At 67.0% G+C, this 13,542-nt stretch carries 16 protein-coding genes; 8 read left to right on the forward strand and 8 right to left on the reverse strand.

The features are described 5' to 3' along the window. The first annotated feature begins 195 nt into the window (after nt 1–195). The 4 genes from ctrA to J2848_RS10715 all read left to right on the forward strand — a co-directional run bounded on the left by ctrA (nt 196) and on the right by J2848_RS10715 (nt 2,000). Entirely contained in the window at nt 196–936 is a 741-nt protein-coding gene (ctrA, locus tag J2848_RS10700) for a response regulator transcription factor CtrA (protein WP_149231003.1), read from the forward strand. 271 nt (nt 937–1,207) lie between these two features. Next, nucleotides 1,208–1,417, forward strand: coding sequence for a cold-shock protein (locus tag J2848_RS10705; protein WP_012977930.1), 210 nt, complete (start codon nt 1,208–1,210; stop codon nt 1,415–1,417). Nucleotides 1,418–1,529: 112 nt separating this feature from the next. After that, the gene (locus tag J2848_RS10710; protein WP_149231004.1) at nt 1,530–1,727 is read left to right on the forward strand and encodes a hypothetical protein; all 198 of its coding nucleotides are present in this window, start codon (nt 1,530–1,532) and stop codon (nt 1,725–1,727) included. Nucleotides 1,728–1,775: 48 nt separating this feature from the next. Continuing rightward, entirely contained in the window at nt 1,776–2,000 is a 225-nt protein-coding gene (locus tag J2848_RS10715; RefSeq protein WP_149231005.1) for a hypothetical protein, read from the forward strand. Nucleotides 2,001–2,055: 55 nt separating this feature from the next. Here J2848_RS10715 and J2848_RS10720 read toward each other — a convergent pair whose 3' ends face one another. The 5 genes from J2848_RS10720 to J2848_RS10740 form a co-directional block, all read right to left on the reverse strand. Beyond that, nucleotides 2,056–2,895, reverse strand: coding sequence for a CheR family methyltransferase (locus tag J2848_RS10720; protein WP_149231006.1), 840 nt, complete (start codon nt 2,893–2,895; stop codon nt 2,056–2,058). Then, nucleotides 2,892–4,058: a protein-glutamate methylesterase/protein-glutamine glutaminase gene (locus J2848_RS10725; protein ID WP_149231007.1), complete on the reverse strand. Its 1,167-nt coding sequence runs from the start codon at nt 4,056–4,058 to the stop codon at nt 2,892–2,894. The genes J2848_RS10720 and J2848_RS10725 overlap by 4 nt, the downstream gene beginning before the upstream one ends. Nucleotides 4,059–4,135: 77 nt before the next feature. Next, entirely contained in the window at nt 4,136–4,501 is a 366-nt protein-coding gene (locus J2848_RS10730) for a response regulator (RefSeq protein WP_045583532.1), read from the reverse strand. Between the two features lie 88 nt (nt 4,502–4,589). Next, entirely contained in the window at nt 4,590–5,090 is a 501-nt protein-coding gene (locus J2848_RS10735; protein WP_042694693.1) for a chemotaxis protein CheW, read from the reverse strand. Continuing rightward, complete coding sequence (locus J2848_RS10740) at nt 5,087–7,891, reverse strand: hybrid sensor histidine kinase/response regulator (RefSeq protein WP_149231008.1); 2,805 nt, start codon at nt 7,889–7,891, stop codon at nt 5,087–5,089. Before J2848_RS10740 ends, J2848_RS10735 begins: the two co-directional genes overlap by 4 nt. A 205-nt stretch (nt 7,892–8,096) precedes the next feature. Between J2848_RS10740 and J2848_RS10745 the strand changes: the two genes are divergently transcribed. Next, entirely contained in the window at nt 8,097–8,270 is a 174-nt protein-coding gene (locus J2848_RS10745) for a hypothetical protein (protein ID WP_170307019.1), read from the forward strand. A gap of 19 nt (nt 8,271–8,289) precedes the next feature. On the opposite strand, the gene J2848_RS10750 is transcribed toward J2848_RS10745, so the two are convergent. Continuing rightward, nucleotides 8,290–8,985 carry a histidine phosphotransferase family protein gene (locus J2848_RS10750; RefSeq protein WP_149231009.1) on the reverse strand — a complete coding sequence of 232 codons (696 nt, stop codon included), beginning with the start codon at nt 8,983–8,985 and terminating at the stop codon, nt 8,290–8,292. A gap of 121 nt (nt 8,986–9,106) precedes the next feature. Between J2848_RS10750 and J2848_RS10755 the strand changes: the two genes are divergently transcribed. The 3 genes from J2848_RS10755 to J2848_RS10760 all read left to right on the forward strand — a co-directional run bounded on the left by J2848_RS10755 (nt 9,107) and on the right by J2848_RS10760 (nt 11,449). After that, a complete protein-coding gene (locus J2848_RS10755; RefSeq protein ID WP_149231010.1) occupies nt 9,107–9,286 on the forward strand; it encodes a DUF3553 domain-containing protein in 180 nt (59 codons plus the stop codon). Nucleotides 9,287–9,383: 97 nt separating this feature from the next. After that, entirely contained in the window at nt 9,384–9,506 is a 123-nt protein-coding gene (locus J2848_RS35880; RefSeq protein WP_281288555.1) for a hypothetical protein, read from the forward strand. 125 nt (nt 9,507–9,631) lie between these two features. Beyond that, a complete protein-coding gene (locus J2848_RS10760) occupies nt 9,632–11,449 on the forward strand; it encodes a sensor histidine kinase (RefSeq protein ID WP_149231011.1) in 1,818 nt (605 codons plus the stop codon). Nucleotides 11,450–11,461: 12 nt separating this feature from the next. Here the strand turns inward: J2848_RS10760 and J2848_RS10765 are convergent, their stop codons facing one another. Then, complete coding sequence (locus tag J2848_RS10765) at nt 11,462–12,385, reverse strand: EamA family transporter (RefSeq protein WP_246193798.1); 924 nt, start codon at nt 12,383–12,385, stop codon at nt 11,462–11,464. 99 nt (nt 12,386–12,484) lie between these two features. Continuing rightward, entirely contained in the window at nt 12,485–13,540 is a 1,056-nt protein-coding gene (locus J2848_RS10770) for an esterase-like activity of phytase family protein (RefSeq protein WP_149231012.1), read from the reverse strand. Nucleotides 13,541–13,542: the final 2 nt, after the last annotated feature.

The following is a 13,542-nucleotide window of genomic DNA, read 5'->3' on the forward strand; positions in this document are numbered from 1 at the left end:
ACGGAGGCGACGTTAACCACCATGATCACATCTTGCGATGGAAGGATTAACGTTGTGTAAGCGCTTGGCACTGGCGTTAAGCTGAATCGTCTGTTAACTTGTGTAAACGGGATGGTTGAAATCGGTCATTAAGGACCGGGGACCATCCATGGGGTCGGGTAGCGAAAGCGCGCCATCAAACGTCGGGATATCGCCATGAGGGTTCTGCTGGTTGAAGACGATTCCTCCGTCGCCAAAAGCATCGAGCTGATGCTGAACACGGAGGGTTTCATCGTCGATTCTACCGACCTGGGTGAAGACGGGCTCGAGATCGGCAAGCTCTATGATTACGACATCATCATTCTCGACCTGATGCTGCCGGACATCGACGGATACGAGGTTCTTCGCCGCCTGCGCGCCGCGCGCGTGACCACCCCGATCCTGATCCTGTCCGGTCTGACCGAAATGGACAACAAGATCAAGGGCCTGGGTTTCGGCGCCGACGATTACCTGACCAAGCCGTTCGACAAGCGCGAGCTGATCGCCCGCATCCAGGCCATCGTCCGCCGGTCGAAGGGCCATTCGGACAGCATCATCCGCACCGGCCGTCTGACCGTCAATCTCGACACCCGCACGGTGGAAGTCGACCAGTCGCCGCTGCACCTCACCGGCAAGGAATACGGCATCCTGGAATTGTTGAGCCTGCGCAAGGGCACGACGCTGACCAAGGAGATGTTCCTGAACCATCTCTATGGCGGGATGGACGAGCCGGAACTGAAGATCATCGACGTCTTCGTCTGCAAGCTGCGCAAGAAGCTGGCCGCTGCCACCCAGGGCGACAACTACATCGAAACCGTGTGGGGCCGCGGTTACGTGCTGCGCGACCCGCACGAGGAAATCGTCGAAGCCAATCCGCCGCCCCCGCCGCGCGTACAGCAGCAACAGGCCGCCGGCTGACGCCGGCATAACGCTCCGGCAGTTCGGCTTTTCTTTTCGTTCGCCCCCACACGCCCGGCCGTCTTTCACCTTGAAAGCCGGACCGGGCGTTCCCATGTCTGAAGGGTCATTCTGCTTCGGACTGCGGGGCGTTCAACCGCCCCCACGCTCAGCCCCCCTTTTTTCGCCATTGCGAGCATTCGTTCGCGAGCTTATGGGGGCCGCCAATCCCACACCCAGTCTGATGCGCCGCACCGGTGGTGTGGCGCCCTTTGCGTTATGGGAGACAGACATGCCCGTCGGCACCGTCAAATGGTTCAACAGCACCAAGGGCTTCGGTTTCATTCAGCCGGAAAGCGGCGGCCCGGATGTGTTCGTTCACATCTCCGCTGTCGAACGCGCCGGGCTGCGCAGCCTGGTCGATGGCCAGAAGATTTCCTACGAGGAGCAGCGTGATCCGAAGCGCGGCAAGACCTCGGCGGAAAATCTGAAGGCGGTCTGACCGCCTGACCGCCGACCTGCGGAAAGAGGGCATCGGGAAACCGGTGCCCTTTTTCCGTGTTGCACAAGTCCCTGTCGCCCAAATGCAGGGCTCTGCCCAGAGGAGATCCGCGATGGCTTTCAAACCGAACTACAACCAGCAGCGGGCCGAGCGCAACCGGGCCAAGGAACAGAAGAAGCAGGAAAAGCTTCAGCGCCGCGAGGAAGGCGTTGCCGCCCGCCGCGCCGGCGAGACCGATGGCGATCAGACCGAGCAGGACGGCTCCGATACGCAGAATGACGCCGTCACGACCGACACCAACAATGCCTGACCGGACGGCCGCAAGCGCGGCCGACCGCGACCATACGGAGGACAGGCCATGGCCCGTCAGAAGAAACAGCCCGTCGACAACGCCTTCGCGCTTTTCGACGTGATCTACCAGGATGGCGCGCGCACCTCGAACCGCAAGGTGCCGACGTCCGACATCGACCAGTTCGACCGCGAGAATTCCATCCGCACCTTCATCGAGGCGCAGGACCGCAAGATCGCCGAAATGTCCGGCAACCCGCGCGGTCCGATCAAGTCGATCACGCCGTCGGCCTGAGAGTTCGCTGATCGAGTGGGGGCGGCTCTCCCGCCCCCGTCGCTCTTGCAGATCCTTACGCCACCTTGGCACCGGCGGCGGAGAAGCCGCCCAGGCTGTAGAGGCCGCGCTGGCCCTCCACCGGCTTGAATTTGTCGGTGATGCCCAGGACCGTTTCCGCACCGCCCAGATAGAGCACGCCGTCCTGCGGCATCTGGCGGGAAATGGAGTCCAGAACCTTCGCCTTCGTCGGCTGGTCGAAATAGATCAGCACGTTGCGGCAGAAGACGATGTCGAACTGACCAAGCGCCGAAAGGTCGCCCAGCAGGTTCCATTCGCGGAACGACACCATCTGGCGCAGCTGCTGGCTGATCTGCCACTTGTCGCCGTTCTGCTTGAAATGCTTCACCAGCATGGTGATCGGCAGGCCGCGCTGCACCTCGAACTGGGTGTAGATGCCGGACTTCGCCCGCTCCACCATTTCCGCCGAGATGTCGGTGCCAACGATCTCGATGCGCCAGCCGGCCAGCTTCGCCGCGTCCTCGTTCAGGAGCATCGACAGCGAATAGGCTTCCTGGCCCGACGAACAGGCGGCCGACCAGATGCGCAAGCTGCGCTTGGCCGCCCGCGCCTCCATCAGCTTCGGCAACACCAGCTGTTTGAACTGGTCGAAGGGCTTCTGGTCGCGGAAGAAGGACGACTCGTTGGTCGTCATCGCTTCCGTGATGTCGCGCAGCAGCGCCTCGTCCTTGCGGGTGCGGACGGTGGTCGCCAGCTCCTCCAGCCCCTTCATGTTCCACTTGCGCGCCACCGGCATCAGCCGGGATTCGAGCAGGTAGGCCTTGTCGCGGGTGAGGACCAGGCCGGAACGCTGCTTGAGCAGCGTGGAGAACATGTCGAAATCTTCGACTCTCATGCTGCCCTCGAAGCGAGCTTGCGGATATGGGGACCGATTTCCTTGAGCGGCAGGATGGCGTTGCAGATGCCGGCTTGCGCCACGGCACCAGGCATGCCCCAGACCACGCTCGACGCCTCGTCCTGGGCGATCAGGGTGCCGCCGCCATTGACCACGTCGGTGCAGCCCTTCAACCCGTCCTGCCCCATGCCGGTCAGGATACAGGCCAGGATCTTGCGGCCGCCGAAGGCCTTCAGGATCGACCGCATCATCGGATCGACCGCCGGGCGGCAGAAATTCTCCGGCGGATCCTTGCTGAGAGCGATCACGTTGGCACCACCGCGCTGTGCCACCAGCATGTGGAAGTCGCCGGGTGCGATGTAGCAGCGGTTCTGCACGACCGGCTCGCCGTCCTTGGCCTCGCGCGCGTCGATCCCGCATTGGCGGGTGATGTGCTCGGCCAGGATCGTGGTGAAGGTCGCCGGCATGTGCTGGGTGATCAGGATCGGCTGGGTGACGCCGGTCTTCAGGTGCGACAGCACCTCGAACAGCGCCTGCGGGCCGCCGGTGGAGCTGCCGATGGCGATCACGTCCGGCTTGGTCGCGATGGCGCCGGCCGGGGCCGGCCGGGTGACGATCAGCCCGACCTCGCGCTTCATCAGCCCCAGCGGGGCCGCCGGCGTCAGCGGGCGGATTTCGCCGCGCGAGCGCGACCCGGCGCGCCTGGCGGCGGCACCCAGCGCCTTGACCTTGGCGACCAGCTCGCGCTTGAAGTCCTCCGCCCCGCCGATCTCACGGGTGGAGGTCGGCTTCGGGATGTAATCGGCCGCCCCCGCCGACAGGCAGCGGATCGACACGTCGGCCCCGCGCAGCGTCAGCGTCGAGGCCATGATGATCTTCACCTGCGGCGCAACCGCCAGCAGCTTCGGAATGGCGGTCAGCCCGTCCATCACCGGCATCTCGATGTCCAGCACGATGACATCGATCGAATTGCGCTGCAGCGAATTGACCGCCATCTGGCCGTCGCCGACGGAGGTGACGACGCGGATGTCCGGGTCCCCTTCCAGCGCGCGGGTCAGCAGGCCGCGGATGACGGCGGAGTCGTCCACCACCATGACCCGGACGGGATCCGGGTTGGCCGGTCGCGCGGTGGTGAGGGGGCCTCTGCCAAAACTGTCCGACATAACGGCAATTCGCCTTTCAACTCGACTGGTTCAACGCGGCTTTTTGTGGGCGGCTTCTCCCGGCACCCCGACCGGGATCAGAGAAGGCCGACCTGCGCGAACTTGGTCTGGATGATGTCGCTGTCGAAGGGCTTCATGATGTACTCGTTGGCCCCGGCGGACAGCGCTTCCTGGATGTGGGCGAGGTCGTTCTCGGTCGTGCAGAACACCACCTTGGGCTGTTCGCCCCCGCTCATCTTGCGCAGCCGGCGCAGGAACTCGATCCCGGTCATCACCGGCATGTTCCAGTCCAGCAGGATGGCGTCCGGCATCTGTGCCGCGCAGGCTTCCATCGCCTGCTTGCCATCCTCGGCCTCGGAGCAGGCGAAATTCAGCTCTTCCAGGATCTTGCGCGCGACCTTGCGGACCACGCGGCTGTCATCGACCACCAGGCAGGATTTCATTGCGGCAGGGCCTCAGGTCATCTGTTCGTCGGCGAAAGCCGGCCGGCCGGAACGGCGCCTTCCCCAGGGGGAAAGGCGCCGGAAGCCGTCAGGCCGTCTCGATCGTTGTGAAGTTGAGCAGACGGGGCACGTCCAGCACAACCATCAACTGACCATTCAGCCTATAAATTCCGGTCGAGACCTCGCGCCAGCGCGGATCCAGGGTCGCCGGATTGCGTTCGAAGTCCTCCTTGGTCAGGCTCAGCACCTCGCCGACCGAATCGACCATCAGGCTGTAGAGCTCGCCGCGCAGGTCGACGACGATCGACATTCCGGGCTTGTCCTTCGGCCGGCCGGTCAGGCCGAGCCGCAGGCGGACGTCGATGGCGGTGACGATGCGGCCGCGCAGGTTCAGCGAACCGGCGACCTCCGGCGGGGCCAGCGGGATGCGGGTGATCCGCTGATGGCCCAGCACGTCCTGCACCTGAAGGACCGGGATGCCGAACATCTGGTCGGCGATCGTCATGGTCACATAGTCCTGGTTGCCGGAAACGACGAGGTCGTCGCCCTTCGACTTCCGGACGGTGGACGGCAGCTTGGCGTTGCTCATGCGGCACCTTTCTGTTCGGTCAGCGTCTGCTGGAGCGCGAAGAGCAGCGCGTCACGGTCGAACTTGGCGACATAGTCGTTGAAACCGGCGATCCGGCCGCGGTCGAGGTCGCGGGCGCTGGCATGGCTGGACAGGGCCACCATCGGCACCCCCTGCCAGCGGCTGCCGTGGCGCACCGCCTCGGCGAAGTCGAAGCCGCTCATGCCCGGCATCTCGATGTCGGAGACGATGACGTCGAAGTCCTCGCCCGCCTCGCAGAGCGCCAGCGCGTCGCCGGCATTCTCCACCGCCGTCACGTCGTAGCCGGCGACCGACAGCAGCGGCGTCAGCAGGTTGCGGAAGAAGGGGCTGTCGTCCACCAGCAGCACGCGCTGGAGCTTCTCCTCCTCGAACCCCTCCTGGGTGGAGGAGCCGAACCAGTCCTTGTAGGCCTGGGTCAGGAAGAAGCCGGCGTCGATCACCTCGGTCGCCTTGCCGGCGATGATGGCCGAACCCATCAGGCCGGGACGCTCCGCGGCGAGCTGGACGTTCAGCTTCTCCTCGACGATGTCGACGATCTCGTCGACGATCAGACCCATCGAGCGGTCGCCGTCGGCGAACACCAGAACCGGCTGGCGGCCTTCGTTGGCAACGACGAAGTTCGGGTCGATCGGAACCAGCGGCATCAGCTTGCCGCGGTACTGGACCACCGGCAGGCCGTTCGACAGCTCGACCGTGGCGAGATCGACGTCCTCCAGACGGGCGACCAGCGACAGCGGCACCGCCTTGGGCGCGCCCTGGCCGGCGCGGAACAGCAGGAGCGCCATCTTGTCCTCCTGGCGCTGGGTCTGGACCGCGGTGGTCTCCTTCCCGGCGGCCTCGCCCATCGCCATCTCGCCGGTGGCCGACGCGATGCCGTTGGGGTCCAGGATCATGATGACCGAGCCGTCGCCCAGGATGGTGTTCCCCGAGAACATCTCGATGTGGCGCAGGATCGGCGCCACCGGCTTCACCACGATTTCCTCGGTGTCGAACACGCGGTCGACCATGATGCCGAAGGTGTAGGTGCCGACCTGGGTGACGACGATGAAGATCTCGTCCGCCGGCTTCTTGGCGTCCTCGCTGTCGTCCAGCCGCAGCAGCTGCTGGAGCGAGACCAGCGGCAGCAGACGGTTGCGCAGGCGCAGGACCGGCGTGCCCTTCAGCCGTTCGATGGTGTGCTCGCTGTCGGCGGCGGCGCGCACCAGCTCGACCACGCTGATCTGCGGGATGGCGAAGCGTTCGCCGGCGCATTCCACGATCAGGGCCGAGACGATGGCCAGCGTCAGCGGGATCTTGATGACGAAGGTCGAGCCCTTGCCCTGGGCCGACTTGATCTCGATCGTGCCGCCGATCTTCTCGATGTTGGTCTTCACCACGTCCATGCCGACACCGCGGCCCGACACGTTGGTGACCTTGGCGGCGGTGGAGAAGCCCGGCTTCATGATGAACTGGATGATCTGCTGGTCGGTCATCGAGGCCAGCTCGCCTTCCGACGCCATCCCGTTCTGGATCGCCTTCTGCTTGATCTTGTCGATCGCCAGGCCCTTGCCGTCGTCCTGGATCTCGATGATGATGTGGCCGCCTTCGTGGTAGGCGTTCAGCGTGATGCGGCCGGTCTCCGACTTGCCGGACTTCAGGCGCTCCGCCGGGATCTCCAGGCCATGGTCGGCGCTGTTGCGCACCATGTGGGTCAGCGGATCCTTGATCAGCTCCAGGACCTGACGGTCCAGCTCGGTGTCGGCGCCGAGCATCTGGAGGTCGATCTTCTTGTTCAGTTCATGCGCCAGATCGCGCACCAGACGCGGCAGCTTGGCCCAGGCGTTGCCGATCGGCTGCATGCGCGTCTTCATGACGCCTTCCTGCAGCTCCGACGTCACATGGTTCAGGCGCTGCAGCGGGGCGGCGAACTCGCTCTCCTTCTGCGACCGCAGGATCTGGAGCAGCTGGTTGCGGGTCAGCACCAGCTCCGACACCATGGTCATCAGGTTTTCGAGGAGGTCGACGTTGACACGGATGGTCTGGGCGGCGACCGCCGATTCCTTGGTCGCGGCCTCGGCACCGGCATCGGCGCCGCCGTTGCCGCTGGCCGAACCGCTCGCCATCGGCGCGACCGGCGCCGGCATCTTGGCGGCGGCCGGCTCGGGGTCCGGCACGACGAGGTCGTGCGACGGGGCGGGCTCCTCGGCCGGCTCGGGCGCACGGGTGGCGACCGCCGTGCTGGGCGCGGCGCTGGCGGCCGGAGCAGCGGCGGCGGCCGGAGTGTCGTTCGGGCCGGGGGTGGAGTTCCAGAGGGCCTCCAGCTCGTCCAGCGTCACCGGCCGGGCTTCCGATGCCGCGACCGCAGGGGCGGTCGGCGGCGGCGGGGGCGGTGGAGCGGCGGCGGCCGGGGCGGGACCGCCCAGCTTGCCCTCGGCGCACAGGTTCAGCCGCTCGATCAGCGGCAGGTCGTCGCCGGGCGGTTCCGCCTCGGTCGCTTCCAGCACCGCCAGCAGGCTTTTGATGGTGTCCAGAGCCTGCAGGATCAGGGACACCGCTTCCGGGTTGATCGTCAGTTCGCCGTCACGGAACTTGCCGAGCACGTTCTCCGACGCGTGCGCCACCTTTTCCAGGCGGGGCAGGCCGAGGAAGCCGCAGGTTCCCTTGATGGTGTGAACAAGCCGGAAGATGTTCGACAGCAGTTCCGGATTGTTGGGATTCTGCTCCAACCGGACCAACTCGACGTCGAGCACCGAGAGGTTTTCGTTGGTCTCCGTCAGAAACTCGGACAGCAGATCATCCATATCGCATTCCCCAGGCCCAAAGTTTATGGTCCGCGCCGGCCTGCGGCTCGAACGGGCAGCATCGAAAGGCCACCGGTTGCGCTCCAGTCCAGGTAGGGTGGGAGCCTGTCAAACACTGATTAAGAGAACCTTACCTCTTCCGATAGGGACTCCTCCGGGAGCTTCTACCGGTAGGATCGGGGATCCATTGTCACAGGGAGGATCGATGACCGACGCCGAACTCGCTCAATCCGTGCGCGATGCCGTGGAGCGCCTCAACGCCGCACTGGCGGAGGCCGCGCGCCACAATCTGGCGGTCACGCTGCGCACCACGGCCCATCAGACCACCGGCGGGGTGGAGCAGATCGTGGTGGAGCCGCGGATTCTGAAGCAGTTGTAAAGGCAGCGGCCGAGGAGTCTCACCACTCCGCGGTGAAGACCAGCCGCTCGCTGCTTTCCGTGGCGACGGCGATGCGGAAGCCGTCGCTCTCCGCCAGCCGGCCGGCCAGATAGGCGTGGATGGTGCGCGGGCTCAGCGCCTCGGCCGTCGCCGTGCCGGCCAGCGCCGCCGCGGCCTCCGGGTTCAGGGTGCCCGGCCGGCCGGCGGCGGTGACGGTGATGCGGCCGGACGTCTCGTCGCCGTCGGCGGCGACGGAAACCAGCCCGCCATGGGTCAGCGCCTCGTCCGCCAGCATCACCAGATTCAGCACGAGCTTCACCACGCCGCGACGCTGGGCGGTCATGTCGTGGGGCACCCGTTCCGGCCAGTCCAGCCGGGTGCGCCCACCCTCGACATAGCCGGCGGCGGCGGCGCGGGCATCGCCGAAGCCCTTCTGGTCGCGCCCGGCCAGCCCATAGGCCAGCCGGAACACCCGCAGCCGGCGGTCGGCCTGACCGGAGGAATGGTCGATCAGCTTCACCGCCTCGCCCAGGAAGCCGCCGATGGAACCGCCGACCGCCGGTCCGTCCTCCTCGTCCTCCTGCATCTCCTCGATCAGTTCCAGCCCGTTGCGGATGGCGCCGACCGGGCTGACCAGGTCGTGGCAGAGCTTCGACGCCAGCAGTTCCAGGACGCGGATGTCGACGCTGACGGGGCGGGAGGACGATTCGGTCACGAGGCAGACTCCGAAAAAAGGAACGGCGACGGCACGGTGCCGGAGATTCTATACTTTCCCGGCGCCGCCGCACAGGCGATCGCATTTCCTATGTACAATAGTGTGATGGATGGGATCCGACATGGACGATTCGCTGGTGCCGGGCGCCTGGGTGCGCCACCCGGACCAGCCCGACTGGGGGCTGGGGCAGGTGCAGTCGGCCATCCGCAACCGCATCACGGTCAATTTCGAGCATGCGGGCAAGGTGCTGATCGATGGCAACGTCATCTCGCTGACGCTGGTCGACCCCGACGAGATCTGACCTTCGGCGGCAGGACTCCGGGAAAGCGCGGATTGCGCCGCCCTGGCCGCTTTGCTTTTATGCGAATGATTTCGCTCACGCGTCAGGGAGAGATGGGATGAAGGCAATGCTCCTCGGCTTCGCCGCCGCGGCGGTGATCGCGCTGGGCACGGCAGCGGTGCTGAACTCGATCGGCCATTCGACCGCGGAGCGCTATTCCAGCGGTTCCGTCCGCCTCTAAGAGAAGAACGGCTCAGCCTGTTCCACGACAAGGCGACTTCCGGCGACCCGATACACGGTGTAGGATCGGCCGATCCATGACCGGACACGGCGGGCCGTCGCTTGATCTCGCGTCTCAAAGGGGGAATGGGCGCATTCGGTGTGGCGCTGATCCTGGGCATCAACGCCATGGTCGGTTACGACCTCCTGCACCAGCGTGACGAAACACTGGCCCGGGCGCAGGAGGACGGCGCGTCGATGGCGCTGGTTCTGGAGCGCCATGCCACCGACAGCCTGTCCGGCGTGTCGAAGATCCTGGCCGGCGTCGTGGAGGTGCTGGCCGTCCGCACCGACAGCTGGGACCGCGGCGACACCGACGTCCACGCCCTTCTGCGCCGTCAGGCGGCCCTGTCGCCGCTGATCCGCGCCATCCTCGTGGTGTCGGCCGACGGCAGGCTGATCCACGACACCAAGACGACGGAGCCGGCCGGGATCGACCTGTCGGACCGCGATTACCTGATGGCCCACCGCGACGGGCTGGTTGCGGGCGGTGCCGATGCCGTCTTCGTCGGGATTCCGGTGCGCGGCCGCACCTCCGGCACCTGGTTCATCAGCATGAGCAGGCGGCTCGACACGTCCGACGGCCGCTTCGCCGGCGTGGTGGTCGCGGTGATCGAGCCGATGGCCTTCCGCAGCTTCTACCAGACGCTGCCGCTGTCCGGCGACGCGGTGATCACGCTCTATCACGCCGACGGGCCGGTGATCGCCCGCTTCCCCGACCATGACGGCTTCATCGGCCGTTCCGCCCGCCATCTGCCGCTGTTCACCACGCTGCTGAAGGAGGCGCGGACGGGCACCCTGTCACTGGACAGCGCCGTCGACGGGCCGCGCCGAATCCTCAGTTATCGTGCGTCGGACGACATGCCGCTGGCGGTGACGGTCTCCGCGTCGCGTGACGCGGTGCTGGCACACTGGTGGTCGAAGGCGATGGTGCTGGCGGCGGTCGACCTTGCCGGGACGCTGGTGCTGGCGGCGATGACGCTCGCCCTGCTGCGCGAGGCGGAGCGGCGCGAACGGGCATTGGCGGACCTCCAGGACGGCGAGCGGGCGTTGCGCGACAGCCAGCAGCGGCTGATCCAGGACATTGCCGCCCGCCACCGGATCGAGGCGGAGCTGATCGCCGCCAAGCAGGTCTCCGACGCCGCCAACCGGGCCAAGACCCAGTTCCTGGCCAACATGAGCCACGAACTGCGCACGCCGCTGAATGCCGTCATCGGCTTCGCCGAGGCACTGGAAAGCGGCATCTTCGGCCAGATGTCGGCCAAACAGACCGAATATGTCGGCGACATCCGCAAGTCCGGCCAGCATCTGCTGAGCCTGATCAACGACATCCTCGACACCACCAAGATAGAATCAGGCAAATATGTGCTGCACCAGGAGGACCTGGCGGTCGGCGAACTGATCGGCGAATGCCTGCGCCAGATGGAACCGCTGGCGGTGGAAAAGGGCGTGACCCTGACGGCGACGCTGCCCATCTCCCTCCCCGTCCTCTATGCCGATCCCCGTGCGGTGCGGCAGATCCTGCTGAACCTGCTGTCCAACGCCGTGAAGTTCACCCCGCCCGGCGGGCGGATCCTCGTCGAGGCCGACCGCGCGGCACGCAGCCTGCGCCTGCGGGTCAGCGACACCGGCATCGGCATCCCCGCCATGGAGCTGGAGCAGGTGATGGAGCCCTTCCATCAGGTCGACAACTCCCACACCCGCCGCTATGCCGGGACCGGGCTGGGGCTGCCGCTGGTCAAGTCGCTGGTGGAATTGCAGGACGGCCGCTTCGTTCTGTCCAGCGTGCTGGGCCGCGGCACCACGGCCACGGTGCTGTTCCCGCCCTCCCGGCTGCGCAGCCGTTCCGACGATCTGCCGACCTTGAAGCGGGCCCCGGGACGTACGCAGACCGCCCCGGCCTGAGGCGGAGTTTCCTCACGCCCGCCGAGTCTTGCCGACAATGACCAGGGCGATGCCGCCCAGCACGGCGAGCGACGATATCGCCAGGATCGGGGTAATCCGCTCCCCCAGCGCCAGCACCGCGGCAAGCCCGGTGATGACCGGCACGCTCAGTTGGACCGAGGCAGCGCGGGCCGCGGTCAAAGCGGGCAGTGCCGCATACCAGATGGAATAGCCGACGCCGGACGCCAGTGCTCCCGACAGCACCGCATAGACCAGCCCGCCCTGGTCCCAGCGCAGGCCACCGCCGAAAACTGGCCCTGCCCACGCCGCCAGCAGGGCCAGGACCGCCGCCATCGGCGTAGCGCGCAGGAAGTTGCCGGCGGTGGTGGCGATCGGGTCGCGGCTGGCCCGCCCGAGCAACGAATAGACACCCCAGGCAGCGCCCGCCGCCGCCATCAGCAATGCCCCCAGCGGATCCGGCGCCGACAGGCCGGGGGCCAGCAGCAGGGCCAGCCCGCCGAGCGCCAGCGCCAGCCCTCCCCATTGCAGCGGCACCAGCCGTTCGCCGCGGGAAAGCCCGACCAGGATCATGGTCGCCTGCACCGCCCCGAACAGCAGCAGCGCCCCGGTCCCCGCCGTCATGGTCAGATAGGCGAAGGAAAAGGCGGCGGCATAGGCCAGCAGCGCCGCCGCCCCGCGCCAGCTTCCGGCCCCCGCCCCAGGCCCCGCTTTCGCATGCCCGGTGGCACGGGCGATCAGCCACAGGCTGGCGGCACCCGCCGCGATGCGCACCAGGGTGAAGCCGGCCGGGTCGATGGCAGTCTGGGTCAGCGCCAGCCGGCACAGGATGGAGTTGGCGGCGAAGGCCAGCATCGCCAGCAGGGTCAGCAGCGCTGCCCGCCCGGTGCTCGGCACGGCCGGCGCCGCAACGGGTCCTGCCTTATCGTTTGTTGGCACGATTGTTTTCCTCGCAACCATCTCCGGCCAGCTAGCCGCAGGGACGCCACCCTGTCAAATGTCCGGCGGCCCTCTCCGACTTTGGTCGAAGCGCAACGGTCAGGAAGACGGGCCGTGCAGAGCAAACAGCAGCAGATAGGTGCGCTGGAGCGAGCTGAAATTGTTGTCGGAGATCAGATAAACCAGCGTTTCCCCCGCCGATCCCGACCGGGTGGCGATGCCTTCAAAATTGTCGTTCACCAGAGGCGCCTCCAGACGCCCAAGCTCCTCCCCGTTCACCACGGCGCCGGCTACGGCGCCGTCATATAGTTGCCGCGCCGCCACCCGCACCAGCCGCGACGACCAGCCGCCCAGCAGCGACACCCGGCGTTCCAGCACCAGCACGCCGCCGTCCGGCAGCGGGGCGACGGAGGTCGGGCGATAGCGCGGCGCGGTGCGATAGGTGAAGGGCTGCCAGTCGGCGGCACTGCGCGGCACGCCGTCTCCAGAAAGGCCCAGCTTCGTAATCCAGGCACGACGGTCCTGACGGCCGTCCTCCTTGCCCTCCTCGATGGTCAGCAGCCGGCCGTCGGGCAGCAGGGTCAGTGCCTCCAGCCCGCCATTCTCCGGCGTGCCGTCCATGCCCGGCGGCAGGGGGATCGGAGTCGGGATGCCGTCCGGCCCATGCTCGCCGCCCTGCTTGCCGGCCTTGTAGCGCAGGATGCGGTGATCGCGTTCCAGCGACACCAGCCAGCCGCCGTCGGGCAGGCGTGTCAGATCCTCGGCATCGGTGCGGCGCTTGCGGTGGGAGATCCCCTCCTCGACCGTCAGCGGACGGGCCTGGACCTCCGACAGACCGGCCAGCCGGCCGCCGGCATCGGTTCCCAGCCGGCCATCCACCACCAGCCCGGTGTCGCCGATGGCGACGAAGCGATCGCCGGCCGGATCGACCCACAGGCCGGACAGCCCGCCAACGCGCTCGCCGCCGGCAATGTCCAGACCACCCAGGAAGCGCAGCGGCCCGACCGCGACCTTGTCCGGCCGCCCACGGTCGAGCGGCACCACGGAGGCGGTGACCGGACCGGGTTCGGCACCGCCGGCACCGACCACGGCGGCGCAGCCGCCGGACAGGGCAACCAGAGCCAAGCTCCAGAGCAGTCTTTTGCGCATCGTCATCG

The sequence above is a fragment of the Azospirillum lipoferum genome (assembly GCF_024170005.1).
Taxonomy (GTDB): domain Bacteria; phylum Pseudomonadota; class Alphaproteobacteria; order Azospirillales; family Azospirillaceae; genus Azospirillum; species Azospirillum lipoferum.

What these genes read in the sequence shown, in the direction of transcription:
- J2848_RS10760 (WP_149231011.1), top strand. Translation starts at nt 9,632, where the DNA reads ATGGGCGCATTCGGTGTGGCGCTGATCCTGGGCATCAACGCCATGGTC.
- J2848_RS10710 (WP_149231004.1), top strand. Translation starts at nt 1,530, where the DNA reads ATGGCTTTCAAACCGAACTACAACCAGCAGCGGGCCGAGCGCAACCGG.
- J2848_RS10725 (WP_149231007.1), bottom strand. Translation starts at nt 4,058, where the DNA reads ATGTCGGACAGTTTTGGCAGAGGCCCCCTCACCACCGCGCGACCGGCC.
- J2848_RS10705 (WP_012977930.1), top strand. Translation starts at nt 1,208, where the DNA reads ATGCCCGTCGGCACCGTCAAATGGTTCAACAGCACCAAGGGCTTCGGT.
- ctrA (WP_149231003.1), top strand. Translation starts at nt 196, where the DNA reads ATGAGGGTTCTGCTGGTTGAAGACGATTCCTCCGTCGCCAAAAGCATC.
- J2848_RS35880 (WP_281288555.1), top strand. Translation starts at nt 9,384, where the DNA reads ATGAAGGCAATGCTCCTCGGCTTCGCCGCCGCGGCGGTGATCGCGCTG.
- J2848_RS10740 (WP_149231008.1), bottom strand. Translation starts at nt 7,891, where the DNA reads ATGGATGATCTGCTGTCCGAGTTTCTGACGGAGACCAACGAAAACCTC.
- J2848_RS10770 (WP_149231012.1), bottom strand. Translation starts at nt 13,540, where the DNA reads ATGACGATGCGCAAAAGACTGCTCTGGAGCTTGGCTCTGGTTGCCCTG.
- J2848_RS10755 (WP_149231010.1), top strand. Translation starts at nt 9,107, where the DNA reads ATGGACGATTCGCTGGTGCCGGGCGCCTGGGTGCGCCACCCGGACCAG.
- J2848_RS10720 (WP_149231006.1), bottom strand. Translation starts at nt 2,895, where the DNA reads ATGAGAGTCGAAGATTTCGACATGTTCTCCACGCTGCTCAAGCAGCGT.
- J2848_RS10730 (WP_045583532.1), bottom strand. Translation starts at nt 4,501, where the DNA reads ATGAAATCCTGCCTGGTGGTCGATGACAGCCGCGTGGTCCGCAAGGTC.
- J2848_RS10735 (WP_042694693.1), bottom strand. Translation starts at nt 5,090, where the DNA reads ATGAGCAACGCCAAGCTGCCGTCCACCGTCCGGAAGTCGAAGGGCGAC.
- J2848_RS10745 (WP_170307019.1), top strand. Translation starts at nt 8,097, where the DNA reads ATGACCGACGCCGAACTCGCTCAATCCGTGCGCGATGCCGTGGAGCGC.
- J2848_RS10715 (WP_149231005.1), top strand. Translation starts at nt 1,776, where the DNA reads ATGGCCCGTCAGAAGAAACAGCCCGTCGACAACGCCTTCGCGCTTTTC.